The organism is Amycolatopsis deserti (assembly GCF_014653945.1).
Lineage (GTDB): Bacteria > Actinomycetota > Actinomycetes > Mycobacteriales > Pseudonocardiaceae > Amycolatopsis_E > Amycolatopsis_E deserti.
The window spans coordinates 1,355,591-1,374,089 of record NZ_BNAU01000001.1 but is presented as its reverse complement, the minus strand read 5'-3'; the positions used below and the strand labels follow the sequence as shown (position 1 = coordinate 1,374,089).

At 71.5% G+C, this 18,499-nt stretch carries 20 protein-coding genes; 13 read left to right on the top strand and 7 right to left on the bottom strand.

Annotation, left to right across the window (positions count from 1 at the left end; genetic code table 11):
• Nucleotides 1-43: 43 nt before the first annotated feature.
• Nucleotides 44-286 carry a hypothetical protein gene (locus IE290_RS06715; protein ID WP_229874262.1) on the top strand — a complete coding sequence of 81 codons (243 nt, stop codon included), beginning with the start codon at nucleotides 44-46 and terminating at the stop codon, nucleotides 284-286.
• A gap of 265 nt (nucleotides 287-551) precedes the next feature.
• Here IE290_RS06715 and IE290_RS06710 read toward each other — a convergent pair whose 3' ends face one another.
• The 5 genes from IE290_RS06710 to IE290_RS06690 all read right to left on the bottom strand — a co-directional run bounded on the left by IE290_RS06710 (nucleotide 552) and on the right by IE290_RS06690 (nucleotide 3,707).
• Nucleotides 552-758: an RNA-binding S4 domain-containing protein gene (locus IE290_RS06710; RefSeq protein WP_191243553.1), complete on the bottom strand. Its 207-nt coding sequence runs from the start codon at nucleotides 756-758 to the stop codon at nucleotides 552-554.
• Nucleotides 759-904: 146 nt separating this feature from the next.
• Nucleotides 905-1,513, bottom strand: coding sequence for a response regulator transcription factor (locus IE290_RS06705; RefSeq protein ID WP_191243552.1), 609 nt, complete (start codon nucleotides 1,511-1,513; stop codon nucleotides 905-907).
• Nucleotides 1,510-2,586, bottom strand: coding sequence for a sensor histidine kinase (locus IE290_RS06700; RefSeq protein WP_191243551.1), 1,077 nt, complete (start codon nucleotides 2,584-2,586; stop codon nucleotides 1,510-1,512). The genes IE290_RS06705 and IE290_RS06700 overlap by 4 nt, the downstream gene beginning before the upstream one ends.
• Before the next feature lie 47 nt (nucleotides 2,587-2,633).
• Nucleotides 2,634-3,050 carry a hypothetical protein gene (locus tag IE290_RS06695; protein ID WP_191243550.1) on the bottom strand — a complete coding sequence of 139 codons (417 nt, stop codon included), beginning with the start codon at nucleotides 3,048-3,050 and terminating at the stop codon, nucleotides 2,634-2,636.
• A 444-nt stretch (nucleotides 3,051-3,494) separates the two neighbouring features.
• Entirely contained in the window at nucleotides 3,495-3,707 is a 213-nt protein-coding gene (locus IE290_RS06690) for a hypothetical protein (RefSeq protein ID WP_229874261.1), read from the bottom strand.
• Nucleotides 3,708-3,732: 25 nt separating this feature from the next.
• Between IE290_RS06690 and IE290_RS06685 the strand changes: the two genes are divergently transcribed.
• The 3 genes from IE290_RS06685 to IE290_RS06675 all read left to right on the top strand — a co-directional run bounded on the left by IE290_RS06685 (nucleotide 3,733) and on the right by IE290_RS06675 (nucleotide 5,232).
• The gene (locus IE290_RS06685) at nucleotides 3,733-3,894 is read left to right on the top strand and encodes a type 1 glutamine amidotransferase family protein (RefSeq protein ID WP_191243549.1); all 162 of its coding nucleotides are present in this window, start codon (nucleotides 3,733-3,735) and stop codon (nucleotides 3,892-3,894) included.
• A gap of 153 nt (nucleotides 3,895-4,047) precedes the next feature.
• On the top strand, nucleotides 4,048-4,629 hold the full coding sequence (locus tag IE290_RS06680; RefSeq protein WP_229874260.1) for an alpha/beta hydrolase: 582 nt from the start codon (nucleotides 4,048-4,050) through the stop codon (nucleotides 4,627-4,629).
• Nucleotides 4,630-4,650: 21 nt separating this feature from the next.
• Entirely contained in the window at nucleotides 4,651-5,232 is a 582-nt protein-coding gene (locus tag IE290_RS06675; protein ID WP_229874259.1) for an aldehyde dehydrogenase family protein, read from the top strand.
• Nucleotides 5,233-5,304: 72 nt separating this feature from the next.
• Here the strand turns inward: IE290_RS06675 and IE290_RS06670 are convergent, their stop codons facing one another.
• Nucleotides 5,305-5,844 carry a TetR/AcrR family transcriptional regulator gene (locus tag IE290_RS06670; protein WP_268246325.1) on the bottom strand — a complete coding sequence of 180 codons (540 nt, stop codon included), beginning with the start codon at nucleotides 5,842-5,844 and terminating at the stop codon, nucleotides 5,305-5,307.
• 41 nt (nucleotides 5,845-5,885) lie between these two features.
• Between IE290_RS06670 and IE290_RS06665 the strand changes: the two genes are divergently transcribed.
• Nucleotides 5,886-6,926 (top strand): epoxide hydrolase family protein, encoded by a 1,041-nt coding sequence (locus IE290_RS06665; protein WP_229874255.1) that lies wholly within the window; start codon nucleotides 5,886-5,888, stop codon nucleotides 6,924-6,926.
• 31 nt (nucleotides 6,927-6,957) lie between these two features.
• Here the strand turns inward: IE290_RS06665 and IE290_RS06660 are convergent, their stop codons facing one another.
• Nucleotides 6,958-7,641, bottom strand: a complete 684-nt coding sequence (locus IE290_RS06660; RefSeq protein ID WP_191243548.1) for a TetR/AcrR family transcriptional regulator — start codon at nucleotides 7,639-7,641, stop codon at nucleotides 6,958-6,960.
• A 197-nt stretch (nucleotides 7,642-7,838) separates the two neighbouring features.
• Between IE290_RS06660 and IE290_RS06655 the strand changes: the two genes are divergently transcribed.
• The 8 genes from IE290_RS06655 to IE290_RS06620 are packed head-to-tail and all read left to right on the top strand — an operon-like array spanning nucleotide 7,839 to nucleotide 18,467.
• Nucleotides 7,839-8,924, top strand: a complete 1,086-nt coding sequence (locus tag IE290_RS06655; RefSeq protein ID WP_229874253.1) for an NAD(P)H-dependent flavin oxidoreductase — start codon at nucleotides 7,839-7,841, stop codon at nucleotides 8,922-8,924.
• Nucleotides 8,924-10,105 carry a CaiB/BaiF CoA transferase family protein gene (locus IE290_RS06650; protein ID WP_191243547.1) on the top strand — a complete coding sequence of 394 codons (1,182 nt, stop codon included), beginning with the start codon at nucleotides 8,924-8,926 and terminating at the stop codon, nucleotides 10,103-10,105. Before IE290_RS06655 ends, IE290_RS06650 begins: the two co-directional genes overlap by 1 nt.
• On the top strand, nucleotides 10,102-11,583 hold the full coding sequence (locus IE290_RS06645; protein ID WP_191243546.1) for an aldehyde dehydrogenase family protein: 1,482 nt from the start codon (nucleotides 10,102-10,104) through the stop codon (nucleotides 11,581-11,583). The genes IE290_RS06650 and IE290_RS06645 overlap by 4 nt, the downstream gene beginning before the upstream one ends.
• 21 nt (nucleotides 11,584-11,604) lie before the next feature.
• Nucleotides 11,605-12,471 (top strand): SDR family NAD(P)-dependent oxidoreductase, encoded by an 867-nt coding sequence (locus IE290_RS06640; protein WP_191243545.1) that lies wholly within the window; start codon nucleotides 11,605-11,607, stop codon nucleotides 12,469-12,471.
• Nucleotides 12,468-14,216, top strand: a complete 1,749-nt coding sequence (locus IE290_RS06635; protein WP_191243544.1) for an AMP-binding protein — start codon at nucleotides 12,468-12,470, stop codon at nucleotides 14,214-14,216. Before IE290_RS06640 ends, IE290_RS06635 begins: the two co-directional genes overlap by 4 nt.
• A gap of 30 nt (nucleotides 14,217-14,246) precedes the next feature.
• Nucleotides 14,247-14,489, top strand: a complete 243-nt coding sequence (locus IE290_RS06630; RefSeq protein ID WP_191243543.1) for a hypothetical protein — start codon at nucleotides 14,247-14,249, stop codon at nucleotides 14,487-14,489.
• Nucleotides 14,482-16,542, top strand: coding sequence for a hydantoinase/oxoprolinase family protein (locus IE290_RS06625; RefSeq protein ID WP_229874251.1), 2,061 nt, complete (start codon nucleotides 14,482-14,484; stop codon nucleotides 16,540-16,542). The genes IE290_RS06630 and IE290_RS06625 overlap by 8 nt, the downstream gene beginning before the upstream one ends.
• Nucleotides 16,539-18,467 carry a hydantoinase B/oxoprolinase family protein gene (locus IE290_RS06620; RefSeq protein WP_191243542.1) on the top strand — a complete coding sequence of 643 codons (1,929 nt, stop codon included), beginning with the start codon at nucleotides 16,539-16,541 and terminating at the stop codon, nucleotides 18,465-18,467. Before IE290_RS06625 ends, IE290_RS06620 begins: the two co-directional genes overlap by 4 nt.
• Nucleotides 18,468-18,499: the final 32 nt, after the last annotated feature.

Genomic DNA, 18,499 nt, shown 5'->3' with positions numbered 1-18,499 from the left:
AGCGACGGCATGCTGTCCGGTGTGCCCCCGGGAGACGGCGGACGTGGCCAGGGAAGGCGTCGCCAACGCGGTCGAGGTCTCGGGCAGCGCCGGCTCGCACGCGGCACAGATCGTCCACGCCGCCCGCGAGTCCTTTGTGGCCGGATGGCAGCACGCGATGTGGGCGGGAGCGGCCGTCATGGCGGTGCTGTCTTTCTCTGTCGCCCTGCGGGGCCGGAAGAACCGGAGCCGCCCCGCGGCGGATGTCGATACCGCCGCGGCGAGCCGGGCGGGATCAGCCCTGTGACAGCGGCTTCCACCGCCGCCGGGTGCCGGCGACTCCGGCATCGGGAGCCGGGTCGTGCTGGTGGGTGACACGGCCGCCCGGCGGCCCGGGATGAACCTGATCGGGCTGCGGTGCCCCAGTCCGGGGCGGCCTGCGTGCTCATGCGGTCGTCAGGGCGATCCTGCCGCGAAGGTGCCCTCGGCGGCTCGCTGGTGCGCAACCGGGGCGTTCCAGCTCCCGGCTCCGATCCTTCCGCGACGCAGGGCCGGCGGCCCCTGTGCGCCACCTATCCCACGCGCAGCTCGGCGCCGCCGACGGCCACGACGTCGCCGCGCTGGAGCTGCCGTCCCCGGCGGTTCTCGACCTCGCCGTTGACCTGGACGTCCCCGCTCTCCAGGAGCGACCGGGCACCGGCCCCGGACTCGACCACGTTGGCGAGCTTGAGGAACTGACCGAGCCGGATGGATCCATCACTGATGACGATCTCGCGCATGCCGCCATTGTTCCCGATGGCTCCGCCCCCAGCGCGGCACAGACCGCGCTGGAGTCTTCGCGGTCACGCGTCGTGGCAGACCGGTGGACAGGCACTCGTCAGGCGAGTCGCAATGTCCGAGTCGCTCGGCGCCGATGCGGCAGCGACTACAGCCAGCCGCGCTCGTCGGCTACCCGCAGGGCCTCCATCCGGTTGCGGGTACCGGTTTTGGTCGTGGCTCCGGACAGGTAGTTCCGCACGGTGCCCTCGGCGAGGTACAGCCGGGCCGCGATCTCGGCCACGGTGGCGCCGGAACGGGCGGCGATGAGCACGTCGCGTTCGCGGGCGGTCAGTGGCGACTCGCCTGCGGCCAGGGTGGCCGCGGCCAGCGCCGGGTCCACCACCCGTTCCCCGGCCGCCACCCGCCGGATGGCGTCGGCGAGCGTGTCGGCCGGGGCGTCCTTGACCACGAACCCGGCCGCGCCCGCCTCCATGGCCCGGCGCAGGTAGCCGGTGCGGCCGAAGGTGGTCAGGATGATCACGCGGCAGCCGGGCACCTGCGCGGTGAGCACGGCGGCGGCCGCGAGCCCGTCCAGCCCGGGCATGTCGATGTCCAGCAGCGCGACGTCGGGGCGGTGCTCCAGAGCGGTGGCCGTCACCTCGTCGCCGCGGCCGACCGATGCCACGACCTCGAAGTCCGGCTCCAGGTCGAGCAGGACGCGCAGGGCCTGCCGGATCAGTTCCTGGTCGTCGGCCAGCAGCAGCCGGATCGTCACGCCGGTGCCTCCACCCGCAGCGACCACCCGCGGGGCGGGGTCGGGCCCGCGGTCAGCACTCCACCGGCCGCGGCCACTCTGGCGCGCAGGCCGGTCAGCCCGGACCCGGCGCCGGCCGGGCCGCCGAGCCCGTCGTCGCGCACCTCGACGGAGGTCGCGGTCAGCTCGACGGTGCACCGGTTGGCCCGCGCGTGCCGCACCACGTTCGTCACGCCTTCCCGCAGGACCCAGCCGAACAGTTCCTGCCGCTCCGGCGGCACCGCGTCGTAGGCGGTGGGCAGGTCGGCGGTGACCCCGGCCGCCCGCAGCAGTTCCCGGCCGCGGGCGAGCTCGCCGGCGAGCGTGACGTCCTGGTATCCGGATACCGCGGCCCGGACGTCGGCCAGCGTCCGGCGGGCCAGCCGCTCCACCGATTCCATCTCGGCCAGCGCCGCGGGGGGCGCGCCGGCGGCCAGGCGCCGGGCCAGACCGCTCTTCACGGTGATGGCGGTGAGTGAGTGGCCGAGCAGGTCGTGCAGGTCCCGGGCGATCCGGTTGCGCTCGGCCTCCGAGGCCAGCCTGGCCACTTCCGCTCTCGCCTCGCGCAGCTGCTGGTTGGCCGTCGCGGTGCGGCTGAAGGCGTGGACCAGCAGCGCGGTGAACACGACGGCCACCGCGTAGTACCCGGCGGGGTCGGTGCTCCAGCCGGGCACCGTCATCGGCACCACGACGCACGCCGCGGCGCCCAGAACCACGAGAGCCACCGCCGTTCGGCCGTTGACGCGCGCCGCTGCCGACGGGACGATCACCGCGGCGAGGATCAGCACGTTCTCGTGGGCCAGCGGCGCGACCAGCACCGCCAGCACCGTCATTCCTGTCAGCAACCACCAGTAGATCCGCCACGCCGATCGCATCGAGGCCACCACGATGCCCAGGTAGCACGCGGAGACGGCCACCAGCAGCAGGTAGCCGACGACGAGACCGGCGCCGCGCGTGTACTGGGCGACGCCTGCGGCTGCCAGGAACGGATAGCAGAGCATGCCCAGCGAGAGCAGCAGCCGGCGCCACTCGTCGTTGCCACGCGATTCCTCCACGTCGACGACCGTACCGACAGCCGGGCCGGCTTTCGCGGATGCTGTGGTCACCGGGCCGCGAACGTAGTGCGCACGGTCCGGGCGAAGGTCAGCAGGACGACGATGATCAGCAGCGTTCCGCACACCCCGTTCTCGATCTTGAACCAGACCGGGAAGGCGCCGGGAACGCACTCGATCACGACGATGGCCACCACCTGGGCCAGCGCGATGATCCGCACCCTGCGGTAGCTGCTCCGGGAACCCTTGGCCATGGACACACCGAGCGCGAAGGTGATCAGCGAGGCGACGGCGAGGATCGAGCCACGGACCCACACCGCATCGGTGACGATGCCGGGGTTGCCGCTGAAGACCACGATCGCCAGCAGGGTCAGCACGCTCACGGCCGCGTAGCCGCCGAGCAGCACCTGGGCGATGTGCAGCTTCTCGCGGGCGTCGGGGTCGGTCGGGGTGGTCTGCTTCGTCATGCCGTCAATGCTGATCAACCCGCGTTGTGGCGGGTAGCGATGTCGTCCACCACCTCGCCGTGATATCCGTCAGAAACCAGACATCCGCGGGCCTGGGGCGCGGCCGACCGCGAGTGCGGCTCCTTGTGGAACGTGTCGTGACGGGCAGAAAGTGATGAACTCGACGGGCTCATTTTGAACACCTTGTAGAAGCGCCCGCCGGAGGAGTTCTGGATCGTGCAGAAGGCGCGGTGAACGGTACGGCCGAAGGTTCCGCGGCGGCGGGGGATGCGGCCCCGGCGGAGAAGTCCCTGCTCTGGCCCCGTGCCGCAGGCCGGCGCGCGCGTTGCCGCAGTCTCGGCAGAGGGTCGCGCACGGACTCGCGCGACGGTGAGCACGACGAGGCGGCGCCCGCACTTCGCCGAGGTGGCGTAGACCGGCGTCCGCCTCGTCGCGCGGCCTCCGCTACGGGCGCACGGGTTCCGCGGCGCCGGCGGGCTCGCCGGTCTGGCCGACCTCGGCGAGGTCGACCGACTTGGTTTCCTTCGCCAGCAACGTCGCCACCAGCGAGATCGCACCCATCACCGCCAGGTAGGCGCCGATCGCGTAGCCGGTGCCGAACTGCCGGTAGAGGGCGATGGCGATGATCGGCGTGAGGGAACCGGCCAGACGGCTCAACCCGTTCGCCTGGAAAGCCAAGTGGTTGCTGGAAGACCGCCTCAAGCAGGCCGGCGCGGACTACACCGCGGGCCTGCCCCTGAAGTCCAAGGTCGTCGTCGACCGCAACGTCTACACCGGACAGAACCCCGGCTCCTCGGCCGCGCTCGCGCGCCGCATCATCGACGACCTCTCGGGAAAGGAGTGATCCCAGCAGCGCACGGAACCTGCGAGGCGAAACCGAACGCCACGCAGGAACAGGGGACAACGATGCCCCAGCTCCCGCCTCCCATCACCCCCTACCTCGAACCGGCCGCGACGGAACTGGCCGAGCCGACCGATCCGCACCCGCGGATCTACGATGTTCCTCCGGAGCAGGGCCGCAAGATCCTGCTCGACCTGCAAAGCGGCGACGGCGTGCCACGCCCGGACGTCGACGAGGAGTGGGTCGACGTGGACGCCGGGCAGTGGGGCACGGTCCGTACCCGCATCATCCGCCCCAAGGGCTCGACCGGGCCGCTGCCGGTGGTGTTCTACATCCACGGCGCTGGCTGGGTCTTCGGCGACGACAAGACCCAGACCGGCTCTTCCGCGAACTCGCCGTCGGCGCCGGCGCCGCGGTGTCTTCCCGGTCTACGACCGCGCGCCGGAGAAGCGCTACCCCACCCAGGTCGAGCAGAACTACGCGGTGGGCCAATGGGTACTGCGGCACGGCGCCGAGCACGGCCTGGACACCAGCCGCATCGCGGTGACCGGCGAATCGGTCGGCGGCTGCATGTCGGCGGTGTTCGCGCTGATGAACAAGGAACGCGGCGGCATCGACCTCAAAGCCCAGGTCCTGCTGTACCCGGTCACCATGCTCCTGGACAGCCTGCGCGACACCCGCGCCGCCAACGTCGCCCGCCACCTGGCGATCGACGCCCTCAAGACCGCGCTGCAGTAGCAACCACCCCGGTTCGCGCCGGTGCCCGCCCGCAACGAAACCGGGCGGGCACCCGCGGGCCGGGTCAACACCAGTTCCGGCCGGCCACTCGACCGGCACACCCATCGCCGTACCTGTCAGCATTTCCGGCACCGGCGACTGGCTGCCCGGGTCACGGCGGCGCCCGACGCCGAACACGTCACCACCACAGCCCCGCACACCGGCGACCCACTGGCCGACCTGCCGGTCGCGACGCCGGCTGACGTCGACGCGGCGTTCGCCCGCGCTCGCGACGCCCAGACAGCCTGGGCCGCCACGTCCGTCGGCGACCGCGAGAAGATCTTGCTGCGTTTCGCGCCCCAACGCCGCCGCGGCGCGATCCCGGTGCTGAACCACACCACCGAGCCGCGGCACCCCAAGGGCGTGGTCGTTGTCGTCTCGCCGTGGAACTACCCGCTGAGCATGGCGGCCGGCGACGCCATCCCGGCGCTCATGGCCGGCAACGCCGTCGTGCGGAAACCGTTGCCCAGCAACGCATCCAAGGATTTCACCCCACCGAAGGGCATTTCACACCGGCACTGGGCCAGCGTGCTACGGATCCTCAAGGCAGCCCGCACACGCTGAGACACCTGCTCGGTCATCTCCTCGTTCAGCGTGTCCGGCCGGAAACACCGATCTTGAAACTAGTGTCGCGGCTCAGGGCTGCTCGGCCGCGAGGGCGGTCGCGCGCGTCTGGGGAACTCCCAGCGTCAGCAGGCTCGCGATCGTCGCTGCTCGGGCGCCGTTCGTCGGGTCGCTGTCCGCGATGGCGAACACGATGCCGTAGGCGAGCTGGCTGAGGGTCCCTGCCGGCAGGTGCTGTGCGAACACCTCCCTGTCCTGGCCGCGTTTCACCAGGTCGGCGAGGAGCTGGTCAACGGGCCCGAGCAGGCCGTGGATCGCCTCGCCGTACTCGCCCCGGCGCAGCGCCAGCAGCACTCGGTACCGGTGCGCGACCGGCCAGATGCGGGCGACGAATTCGGCCCATGCCGCGTCCGCTTCCGCGTTCGCCGCGTCGATCTCGGTGAGTACGGCGGTCATCTCGGTGACGGCCCGTTCGGTGAGTGTCCGGATCAGGTCCAGGCGCGAGGGGAAATGGCCGTAGACCGTGCGGCGGACGACGCCGGCGGCGGAGGCGATGTCGCCCATTCCGGCGTCGGGATTGTCTCCCAGCACCTCGAGGGCGACGTCGAGGATGCGATCGCGTATCTCGCACCCGATGGCCGGATCCGGAAACGGTGGACGACTGGTCGCAAGGCGTTCGCCTGGCGAACGCCAGATCCCTGGTCGGCTACTGGGAGCACGGCTACGACTGGCGGCGCTTCGGATCCGAGCTCAACCGCTTCCCCCAGTTCCTGACCGAGATCGACGGTCTGGACATCCACTTCATCCACGTCAGGTCCGGCAATCCCGGCGCGATGCCGCTGCTGCTCACGCACGGATGGCCGGGCTCGATCGCCGAGTTCCGGAAGCTGATCGGCCCGCTGACCGATCCGGTTTCGTTCGGCGGAGACGCCGCCGATTCCTTCGACGTCGTCGTCCCGTCGCTGCCCGGGTTCGGGTTCTCCCAGAAGCCTGCGGAGACCGGGTGGACCGTGTCCCGCATCGCGAGCGCGTGGGTGGAGCTGATGAGGCGTCTGGGCTACACCAGATGGGCCGCGCAGGGCGGTGATTGGGGTGCCGTTGTCACCACCGCCCTCGGGGCCATGGAACCCGAAGGGCTTGTCGGAATCCACCTGAACACCCAGTACGCCTTTCCCTCGCGGATACCCGACACCTTGTCGCCCGAACAGCGCTACGCCGTGGACACCCTCGCCGTCTACACCGGCGAGCTCGGCGGGTCGAACCACCTCCAGGGCACGAAGCCGGAGACCGTCGGATTCGCCCTGGCGGACTCTCCCGCCGGCCAGGCGGCCTGGATCTACGAGAAGTTCCAGTCCAAAACCGACAACCACGGGCTCGCCGAGGACGCCCTCAGCGTGGACGACATGCTCGACGCGATATCCCTGTACTGGTTCACCAACAGCGCGGCGTCGTCCGGCCGCATCTACTGGGAGAACAGATCGGCCACTTTCGCCGGCCCCAAGCTGAGCCTTCCGGTCGCGGTGACCGTCTTCCCGAAGGACATCCCGCGCCTGCCGCGAAGCTGGATCGAAGACACCTACAGCAATCTGATCCACTACGGCGAGGCCGACCAGGGCGGGCACTTCGCGGCCTTGGAACAGCCGGGGATCCTGGTCCGCGAAATCCGCACCGGCCTGCGCGTCCTTCGCTCCTGACGTCACGCGTTGAGAGGCGCTCGTCCGCCGATCAGGGCGGGGGGATGAAGACCGGGGACAGCGCCGCACGTGGAGTCGCCGCGGTGGCCGATCGTGCGAGCGGGCCGGCGAGTGCGTTGCGGACGAGGCGCTGGGCGGTCGCCAGGATCTCCTCGAGACTGCCGCGGGCCGGGTTCCACCATTCCGTCGCCCAGTTGACGGCGCCGAGGAGGAACATCCTCGCGGCGCGCGGATCGAGTTCCGGGTCGACCTCGCCGGCTTCGACGCCGGCTTGGATGAGCTCGCGCCACATGCGGCCGCTCGCGCGCTGGCGCTCGAGCTGCCGGGCCCGCATGTCGGCCGGGAGCTGGCCCATCGTGCGCATCGCGGCGGCGGTGTAGGCCGACTCGGTCAGCACCATCTCGAGGTGGGCGGCGAAGGCCGCGCAGATCCGGTCCAGCGCCGAGGCGTCCGGGGGGAGCTCGTTCAGGCGCCGCACGACGTTGTCGTGGGCCAGCCGGTCGCCGATGTTGACCACCTCTTCGAGGATGGCCTCCCGGGAGTCGAAGTAGTAGTAGACGGCCGGGACGCGCAGCTCGGCCAGCGTCGCGATCTCCGAGACCCGGGTGCCGTCGAAACCCTTGCGGTTCAACAGGTCCGCGGCGGCGTCGAGGATGCGCCGCCGGGTCTTGTCGGACTTGCGTTCACGCCGCTGCGCGCCGTCTGCCTTCGTCACCTGACCGTCCCTCCCGGGGTCGCTGCCCAAAAATCTACAGGGTGTTCGAAGAACCCGCCAACATCCCCCGGGTCTTGCCAGATTTTCGAGCAGGTGTTAGAAAATGAGCAGCGTCTTGGATATGAAATGTATTTCACATAATCCGCCAGTTCCGCGGCGACCGAGCGCCGGCCGGACGCCAACCCCGAGGAGGACCCATGCCGCCCACCCTGCGGACCCCCATCTGCGACCTGCTGGGGATCGACGTACCCCTCATGCAGGCCGGCATGGGCAACGTCGCCTACGGACGGCTGGCCGCCGCGGTCTCGAACGCGGGCGGTCTCGGCTCGATCGGCGGCATCGACATCACGCCCGAGCAGGTGGACGAGGAGATCCGGCTGTTCCGCTCGCTCAGCGACGGCCCCCTGTGCGTCGACCTCGGCTTCCCGGCGAACGCCCCGCAAGGACTGTCCGACGTGCGGGTGCCGGAACTGCCCGGACCGCTGCGGCAGCTGAAGCGGGAACTGGACGAGCGGGGCGTCGAGGTCGTGCCGACCACCGACCAGGCGATCAGCCTCGCCGACAACAAGAAGAAGCTCGAGATCGCCCTCGACCACGGGGTCGAGGTGATCGCGTGTGCCCTGGGTACCCCGACCTGGGTGGTCGAGGCGTGCCACGCCAAGGGCGCGAAGGTGATGAGCATCGTCGGGCTGGCGAAACACGCGCGAAGCGCGATCCGCAACGGCACCGACGTCGTCGTCGTCCAGGGCACCGAGGGCGGCGGGCACACCGGCGACGTCGGGCTGATCACCCTCCTCGCCGAGGTGCTGGAGTTCGCGACGGTGCCGGTCGTCGCCGCGGGCGGGCTGGTCAAGGGCTCCCAGATCGCCGCGTGCCTGACCGCGGGCGCGCAGGGCGCGTGGGTCGGTACCCGGTTCCTGGCCACCCGGGAATCCGGTTCCGAGGACGTCTTCAAGGAGGCGGTCCTCGAAGCCGGATACGACTCGACGCTGCGATCACCGCTGTTCGACGGCCTGCACGTGCGCATGTTGCGCAACCGCTTCACCGAGGTCTGGGAGGGTCACGAGGACGAACTGCAGCCGTACCCGGTCCAGCGCGTGCTGACCATGCCGTTCAAGTACGCCGCCATGCGCGCCAACCTGAAGTCGCACATGAGCCTGCCCTCCGGGGCGGGTGCCGGCATGATCACCGATCTCCCCGGGGCCGCCGACGTTCTCCACCGGCTGGTCGAGGAAACCGTCGAAGCGTTGCGCCGGGTGGAGAAGACGGTGGAGTTCCGCTGATGCCGGGCCCGCTGGAAGGCGTCAAGGTGGTCGAGATCGGCTCGATCGGGCCCGGGCCGTGGTGCGCCATGATGCTCTCGGACATGGGCGCGGACGTGCTCCGCGTCGACCGCGCCGGGCACGTGCGCGAGCACCTTCCCGGCGAGCGGTCCTACGAGTTCGCGACCCTGCGCGGCCGGCGGTCGGTCGGTGTCGACCTCAAGCGCCCCGGCGGCGCGGAGGTCGTGCTGCGCCTGGTCGAGCAGGCCGACGCGCTCATCGAGGGCAGCCGGCCCGGTGTGGCCGAGCGGCTGGGCATCGGGCCGGAGGAGTGCCTGGCCCGCAATCCCCGGCTGGTGTACGGCCGGATGACCGGGTGGGGCCAGGACGGACCGCTGGCGCACCTGCCCGGACACGACCTGAACTACCTCGCACTGAGCGGTCTGCTGCACGCCATCGGGCCGGCGGACGGCCGCCCCACCCCGCCGCTGAACCTCGTCGGCGACTACGGCGGCGGCGGGATGCTGCTGGCGTTCGGGATCGCGGCCGGGCTGATCGAAGCCGCCCGCTCCGGCCGCGGCCAGGTCGTCGACGCGGCGATGCTCGACGGCTCCTGCCTGCTCGGCACCCTGATCCACGGGCTGCGGCAGGTCGGCGAGTGGCGGGACCGCCGGGAGTCGAACCGGCTCGACGGCGGCGCCCCGTTCTACGGCACCTACGAAACCGCCGACGGGCGCTGGGTGGCGATCGCGGCGAACGAGCCGCGGTTCTACGCGGAACTGCTCGACGCGCTCGAGCTGGCCGGCGAGAACCTGCCGGACCAGTTCGACGAACGCCGCTGGCCGCAGCTGCGAGCCCGGTTCGCGGAGACGTTCCTGACCCGAACCCGCGCCGAATGGGTCGAGACGTTCCGGGACCGGGACACCTGCTTCTCCCCGGTGCTGACCCTCGACGAGGCACGCTCCCACGAGCACAGCGTCGCGCGCTCGTCGTTCGTCCCGGTCGACGGGGTGCTGCAGCCGACACCCGCCCCGCGGTTCGGGCGCACGCCGGGAGCGGTGGCGGGGCCGGCCGCCGTTCCCGGTGAACACACCGAAGAAGCCTTGCGGGACTGGGGATTCAGTCCCGCCGAGATCGCGGGGCTCGCCGCGGCGGAAACCGTCGTTCAGGCCGAGGTCCGGAAGGAGAGGGCGATCCGATGAGCCTGGTGGACAACCGAGAGCAGCTCGTGGTGGACGGTGACCTGCGCGTACCGCGGCCGGACGCGCTCTTGATCGGCGGCGAGTGGCGGCCCTCGGCCGGGCACGAGCGCACGACGGTCGTCTCGCCGACGACCGAAGAGATCGTCGCCGAGGTCGTGGCGCCGTCGGCCGAAGACGCGGACGGCGCGGTGACGGCGGCGGCCGAAGCGTTCGCCGGGCCGTGGCCGCGGTGGCCGGTCAGCCGCCGGATCGAGGTCTGCGGCCGGTTCTGCGACCTCCTGGAGAAGCGTGCGGACGAAATCGGTCTGGTGTGGGCGGTGGAGGCCGGGATCCCGGTGCGCTGGAGCCGCACGCTGCACCGCTTCGCCGCGAAGACCGCCTGGCGGACCGCGCTCGAGGTGGCCGAGGAGGCGCTGGCGCCCGAGACCCGGACGACCCCGGTCGGCGAGGTGCGGATCGACCGGGACCCGGTCGGGCCGGTGCTGGCGGTGATGCCGTACAACGGTCCGCTGACGACCGTGGGCAGCAAGGTCGTCCCCGCGCTGCTGGCCGGCGCCCCGGTGGTGGTCAAGTCGGCGCCGGAGTCGGCGCTGATGATGCGGATCGTGGCCGACTGCGCTGCCGCCGCGGGGTTTCCGCCCGGGGTGCTGAGCGTCCTGTCGGCCGGCGTCGAGGTCTCGCGGCGGCTGGTCGCCGATCCGCGGTTCGAGATGATCTCGTTCACCGGCGGCCCCCGGACCGCCTCGGAGATCCTGCGGCAGAGCGCCGATCTGCTGCCGCGCACGGTGTTCGAGCTCGGCGGCAAGTCCCCGGCGGTGCTGCTGGAGGACGTCGACCTCGGCCGGGCACTGCGGCCTCTGGTGGCCGGGGCGATGAGCGGCGCCGGTCAGGTGTGCGCGGCGCTGTCGCGGGTGCTCGTCCCGGCGGCGCGGCACGACGAGATCGTCGAGGCGCTCGCCGGGGCCTACCGGGCGCTGCGGATCGGCGATCCGCGGTCGGCGGACACCGACCACGGTCCCCTCGCCACCCGCGCCGCGCTCGACCGGACCCGTCGCGTCGTGGAGCGGGCCCGCGAGCAGGGCGCGACGGTCGTGACCGGCGGGGGCCGTCCCGAGGGGTTGCGCACCGGCTGGTTCCACGAACCCACGCTGCTGACCGGTGTCGCCGAGGACCACGACGTCGCGCGGCAGGAGGTCTTCGGCCCGGTCACCGCTGTCCTGGCGTACCACGACGTCGACGACGCCGTCCGGATCGCGAACGACAGCGAGTACGGCTTGGCCGCGAGCGTGTTCTCGGCGGACCGGGAGCGTGCGCTGGCGGTCGCCCGCCGGATCCGCGCCGGATCGGTCGCGCTCAACACCTTCGGGCCCACGATGGCCGCGCCGTTCGGCGGTGTGAAGCGCTCCGGCTGGGGGCGCGAATGCGGTCCCGAGGGCCTCCGCGAGTTCACCGGCACCAAGCAAGTGCTGTTCGGCTGACAGCACCGGGAAGGACGAGACATGGGCAACGAAGTGGCACTGGTGACCGGTGGGGCGAGCGGCATGGGCCGGGCGTCGGTGGCCCGGTTCCTCGGGCGCGGGTTCAGCGTGGTGATCGCGGACCTCAACCGCGAGGTCGCCGAGCGGACGATCGCGGAGCTGGACGCGGGCGACCGGGTCCGGTTCGTGCACACCGACGTCAGCGACGAAGCGCGGTTCGAGGCCGCGATCCGCGAGACGGTCGAGACCTACGGCCGGCTCGACGTGCTGGTCAACGCCGCCGGGGTCGGTGGGGCGTTCGGCCCGCTGACCGAGATCGAGGCCGATGACTGGGACTACACGTTCGACGTCGTGCTCCGCAGCGTGTTCCTCGGCATCAAGCACGCCGGCCGGGTCATGCGCGCCCAGGGCACCGGCGGCGCGATCGTCAACTTCGGTTCGGTGGGCGCCTTCGCGGCCGGCGCCGGGGTGCAGGCCTACTCGGTGGCCAAGGCCGGGGTCCAGCACCTCACCCGGATCGCCGCGCTCGAATACGCGCCGGACCGGATCCGGGTCAACGCGGTCGCCCCGGGCATCATCACCACACCCCTGATCGGCCTGACCGCCGAGGATCTCGAGCCGGTGCTCGGCACCGTGCAACCCCTGCCGTACGCGGGGGAGCCGGACCACGTCGCCGCGGTCGTGTCGTTCCTGGCCAGCGACGACGCGCGGTTCATCACCGGCGAGATCGTCACGGTCGACGGCGGCATGATCGCCGCCGGGCCGCAGCTGGGGAACCTGGTCAACAACAACCCCGCGCTGCGTGGCCTGGTCGGGGTCAACCGGGGCAGCACCGGGGTGAAGTCGACCGTGCGCCGCACGGTGGATGTCGCGGGCGGCACCCGGTGACCGCGCACGGGCCGTCGATCGCCGAGCGGCGGGCGGATCTGGAGCGGGAGTTCGCGCCCTGGCGCCCGCGGACGCTCGACGAGCACTTCGAGCACGCCGCGGCCCGTTTCGGACCGCGGCCGTACGTCATCGCCGGCGACCGCGTGCTCACCTACGACGACGTGCTGCGTCAAGCCCACCGGTTCGCCGACGGGCTGGCCGCGCTGGGGGTGCGGCCCGGGGACCACGTGGCCGTGCTGATGGCGAACTACCCCGAGTACGCGCCGCTGAAGCTGGCGATCTCCCGGGCAGGGGCGGTCGCCGTGCCGCTGAACTACCTCTACCGCACCCACGAGCTCGGGTTCGTGCTCCGCCAGTCCTGCGCCCGCGTGCTGATCACGATGACGTCCTACCGCGACCTGGACTACCTGGCGATGCTGGACGAGCTGGCGCCCGGCTGGTCACGGGCCGGGTCGATCGGGTTCGGCGACCTGGAGCGCGTCATCACCTTCGACGCCGAAGGGCGGGGCGAGGGCCGGGAGGGCGTGGCCGACGTCCCGGAGCTGGCGCGGATCGGTGAGCAGAATCCGGGTGCGGCGCCGGGCGGCCGGCGAAGCCCGGAGCAGATGTCGGATATCATGTACACCTCCGGGACGACCGGTGAGCCCAAGGGCGTGCAGCTGAGCCACGACGCGCTGCTGCGCCAGGAATACGGCTCGGCGTTCTGCCGGGCCCTGCCCGATGGCAACCGGGTCGTGTTCGCCCTGCCCTGCTACCACATGTTCGGCTACGAGCACGGGGTCCAGGCGACGACCTTCGTCGGCGGGGCGATGCTGCCGCAGCCCCGCTTCGACGCGGGGGAGTACCTGCGCGCGATCGAGCGGCACCGGGTCAACGACGTGCTCGCGGTCCCGACGATGAGCGTCGCGCTCGTCGAGCATCCCGACCGCACCAACGTCGACCTCTCCTCGCTGACCAGGATGCTCTCGGCCGCGGCGGTCGCGCCGACGTGGCTGTGGCAGCGGATCCGCGACGACCTCGGGGTCCGCGAGCTCACCACCGCGTACGGGATGACCGAGGTCGCCGGGGCGACGGTGATGACACAGCCGGACGACCCCCTCGAAGTGACCGCGTCCACCGTCGGCCGGCCCAAGCTGGGCGGGGCCGCCGCCGGGGCCGCCGGGACGGTCGCGGAGTACCGGATCCTGGACCCGGTCACCCACGAACCCGTCCGGCCCGGGGAAACCGGTGAGCTCGTGTCGCGCGGGCCGACGACCATGCTGGGGTACTGGAACCGCCCCGACGCGACCGAGGCCACGCTCCGGGACGGCTGGCTGTACTCCGGCGACCTCGGCCGGGTCCTCGACGACGGTTCCCTCGTCATCACCGGCCGGTCGAAGGACGTGTTCAAAAGCGGCGGCGAACTCGTGATGCCCAAGGAAGTCGAGGACTTCCTGACCACCCGGCCCGGTGTCAGCCAGGCCTTCGTCGTCGGCGTGCCGGACGACCGCTGGGGCGAGGCCGGGTGCGCGTTCGTCGTCCCGGAGCCGGGCGCCACGCCCGATCCGGGGCAGCTCCTCGAAGCCTGCCGGTCGGCGCTGGCCCGGTTCAAGGTGCCCCGGCACGTCTTCGTGCTCGACACCGGCGCCGTGCCGCAGACCCCGACCGGGAAGGTCCAGAAGTTCAAGCTCGTGCCGATGGCGCAGCGTCTGCTCGGCGCGGACGCGTCGGCCGTCCGGGCCCTGAGCCCGGCCGATCCGGCCTAGTACCGAAACGGATCCAGTGAGGAGAGATCAATGGCGATCACCAATCCACGCCCGGCCGAACCGACGTTGTCGGTGAACCGGGAGAGCGTCGAGGGCACGTGCCCGGGCTGCGGCGCACGCAAGCTGCAGGCCTACCCGGTGCTGTCGGAGGCCGGCTGGTTCGACGTCGTCAAGTGCGCGGAGTGCCTGACCGACGTGCGGCGCACGCCCGGGCCGAAGCTGGGCCCGATCGAACTGCTGGCGGACCGGATCCGGGGTGGCGGACATGGCTGAGCGCAAGGGGATGATCGGCGTCGACGTCGGCGGCACGTTCACCGACATCGTCTCGATCGCCGACGGCCGGATCGAGACCGTCAAGGTGGCCACCAACGTCACCGAGAGCTACAAGGCCGTGCTGGAGGGAGCGTCCGAAGTGGACGTCGCCGCCGCGGCCGCGTTCAACCACGCCAGCACGCACGGCCTCAACGCGATCATCACCCGGCGGCTGCCCAAGATCGCGTTCCTGACGACCGAAGGCCACCGCGACATGCTGGACATGGCGCGGGCGTGGCGGCCGGCCGAGGCCAACACCGATCCCCGCTGGCGCCGCAGCTTCGGCGACGTGACCGCCCCGGTGGTACCGCGCTACCTGCGCCGCGGCATCCGCGAGCGGCTCGGCGCCGACGGATCGGTGGTGATCCCGCTCGACGAGCGGCAGGCCCGCGAAGAGCTGCGGATCCTGGCCCGCTGCGGGGTCGAGGGCGTCGCGATCTGCCTGCTCAATTCCTATGTGGATGGAAGCCACGAGCGGCGCCTGCGGGAGCTGGTCGCCGAGGAGATCGGCGACGTCGCGTGCTCGATCTCCAGCGAGGTCTCGCCGCTGGCCCGCGAATACCCGCGGGCTTCGACGACCGTCGTCGACGTGCTGATGAAGCGCATCTACGGCCCCTACACCCGGGAACTGTCCGCCGGGCTGACCGGCCTCGGGTTCACCGGGGACCTGAACTTCGCCGACTGCGCCGCCATGCTCGCCCCGGTCGACGTCGCGATGGAGCGGCCGTCCCGCATCGTCTTCTCCGGCCCCGCCGCGGGGACGGTCGCGTGTGCGCACCTGGGCGAGCTGATCGGCGAGCCGAACCTGATCTGCACCGACATCGGCGGCACCTCCAGCGACATCAGCGTCGTCACCGGCGGCAAGCCGTTCGTCAACACGACGTTCGAGCTGGAGCACGATCTGATCGTGAACACGCTCTCGAACGAGATCGTGAGCGTGGGCGCCGGCGGCGGCAGCATCGTCAGCATCACCCCGACCGGCGAGGTGAAGGTCGGCCCGGAGAGCGCGGGCGCCGACCCCGGGCCGGCCTGCTACGGCCGCGGCGGCGAGCAGCCCACCACCACCGACACGTTCCTGATGCTGGGGATCCTCGATCCGGACCGGTTCGCCGCCGGGCGGTCACGGCTCGACCCGGACCTCGCCCGGGCCGCCTTCGAGAAGCTCGACACGCAGGCGACCCTGGCCGAACGCGTCCGGTTCGCCTACCGGATGGCGCTGAACAACGTCGCCGAGGGCATCGTCGACGTGCTGGTCAAGAACGGCGTCGACCCGCGTGACCACGCGATGGTCGCCTACGGCGCGGCCGGGCCGATGATGCTGCCGGGACTGCTGGAGCAGATGCACGTCAAGAGCGTGATCGTGCCGCCGCACCCCGGGCTGTTCTCGGCGCTGGGCCTGGTCAGCGCCGACCAGGTGTACGCCGACAGCCGCACCGCGTACACGGTGCTCACGCCGGAGGCCGCCGACGAGATCGACGCGGTGTACGCGGGCATGGAGGAGGCGATGCGGCGCTCGCTGGGCGAGGACGCCGAGCGCGTCACGTTCACCCGCTCGTTCGACGGCCAGCTCATGGGGCAGGTCTGGGAGACCCCGTTCGTCGAGGTGCCGAACGGCAAGATCACCCCCGAAGCCGTCGAGACGATGATCGCCAACTTCCACGACGGCTACGAACAGCGCTCCGGCAACCGCTTCGAGGGCATGCCGGTGCAGGGCGTCACCTACCGGCTCACCGCGGTCGTGCCCACGCCGAAGGTCGAGTACCCGGAGCCGCCGGCGCGGGCCGCCGGGGAGTCCGTCCGGCCGGCCGGGACGATCACCATCCGGTACCTGGAGGAGACCGACCTGACAGCCGGCGAGTACGAGCGCGACAGCCTGATGCGCGGCGACGTCATCGAGGGCCCGGCGGTGATCCGGGAGCCGATGTCGACCACGTTCGTGCCGCCGGGCCTGGTCGCGACCGTCGGCCGGATCGGCGAGATCGTCATCACCCGCGTCGAAGGAGCAGGAAAATGAGCACGACATTGCTGCGGGACCTGACCGACGAGCAGTTCCTCGACCGCTACGACTGCGATCGGTTCACCGCTTCGGTGCTGGCCAACCGGCTCCGGTACTCGGCGCAGCACGTCACCACCGGCCTGCTGCACCGCGCCTTCTCGCCGATCATCGCGCTGTGCTACGACTTCGCGGCCTGCGTCTGCGCGCCGCCCGAGCAGGACTACGCGATGAGCGCGGTGACCAACGGGTTGTCCATCTTCCTCGGCACCATGTCCGCCGGCGTGCGGGTCGCCGTCGAGGAGTTCGGGCCCGAGAACCTGGTGCCCGGCGATCTGCTGATCTGCAACGACGTCTACCGGATGGGCAACCACTACAACGACGTCTGCTTCATCCGGCCGGTGTTCCACGACGGGAAGATCGCCGGTTTCATCGCGTTGCGGGCGCACCAGCTCGACGTCGGCGGCATCGCCCCGGGCGGGTTCTCCGCCGCCAAGCACAACATCTACGAGGACGGCATTTCGATCAGCCCGCGGTTGCTCTACCACGCCGGCGAACCGGTGCGGGAGACGTTCTCGCTGATCTTCGACAACGTGCGGATGGCCGAGCTGATGCTGCCGGACTTCCACACGATGCAGAGCTGCTGCGCGCTCGGCGAAGAGCTCATCCAGGAGATCATCGAGCGCTACGGCATCGAGGCGTACCTGGGCAGCCTCCGCTACGCCTGCGACGCCTCCGCCGAAAGCATGCGGCAGGCGTTCGCCTCGATGCCCGACGGTGACTACTCTGCGAGCGGTTCCCTGGACGCCGACGGTGTCGACGACAGCGAGGAGTACACGGTCGCCCTCACGCTGCGCAAGCGGGGGGAGCGGCTGGAAGCCGACTTCAGCGGCTCGTCCCGGCAGGCTCGCACCTGCATCAACGCCGGCGCGCTCGACGCCAAGACCGCCGTCGGCGTGGGCCTGAAAATGTTGCTGTCGCCCGAAAGCGAGTTCACGTCCGGCACGTTCCGCGACATCGACCTCGTGATCCCGCCCGGCTCGATGGTCAGCGCGCTGCCTCCGGACGGGGCGGTCTTCTGCTACTACGAGGTTTCCGCGCTCATCAACACGGTCCTGTGCCGGGCGTTGGGCTCGGTCCTCGGCGAAGCCGCGCTCGGCGGCGACTTCGGCGCGGCCTACGTGCACAACGCCTACGGCGTGGGCCCCGACGGTACGCCCTGGATGTGCTCCGCGATGGCCGGCGGCGAGCACGGACCGCGAGGCGGGTCCAGTGCGGGTGACGGCGACGGGTTCTCGTGCAGTTACATCTTCAACCTCATGTCGCCCTCGAGCGAGTCCCTGGAGGCCGACTTCCCGCTGCGGATCATGCGGCGCGAGTTCCTCCCCGACACCGCCGGGGCCGGCGCGCACCGCGGCGGCGCGGCGGTCGCGAAGGACGTCCTCTACACGCAGCCGGGGGAGCACCAGACCATCCCGCTGCGGTTCCGCCACGCGAGCGGCGTCGGCGTGCGCGGCGGAGGTGACGGTGCGCTCGGCGGAGTCTGGGTCTTCGGCCGGGACGGCGCTCCGACGAGCGGGCCGGAGACCCTGCTGCCCACGGACGCCTCCGGCTACGCCGCGGCGGTCGCGGTCGCGGGCACCCTGGATCCGGTGACGCGGGCCCCGCGGGTGGACGGCGAGTTCTTCTACTACGGCCGGGACCCGGGCTGGGCCACCAAGGCCGGTGCGACCTGGCGGTACGTGACCAACGGGGGCGGCGGCTGGGGCGACCCGCTCGAGCGCGACCCCCAGCGGGTACTGCGTGACGTCCGCGACGAGTACCTGACGATCGCCGCCGCCGAGCGCGACTTCGGGGTCGTGATCACCGGCGACCCGCACGCCGATCCGGAGGGACTCGTGCTCGACGAGGCCGCCACGGAGAAGGTGCGGGCCGCGCGGCGATGAGCGGCAGGGTCCCCGGCACCCGCGGGTGCCGG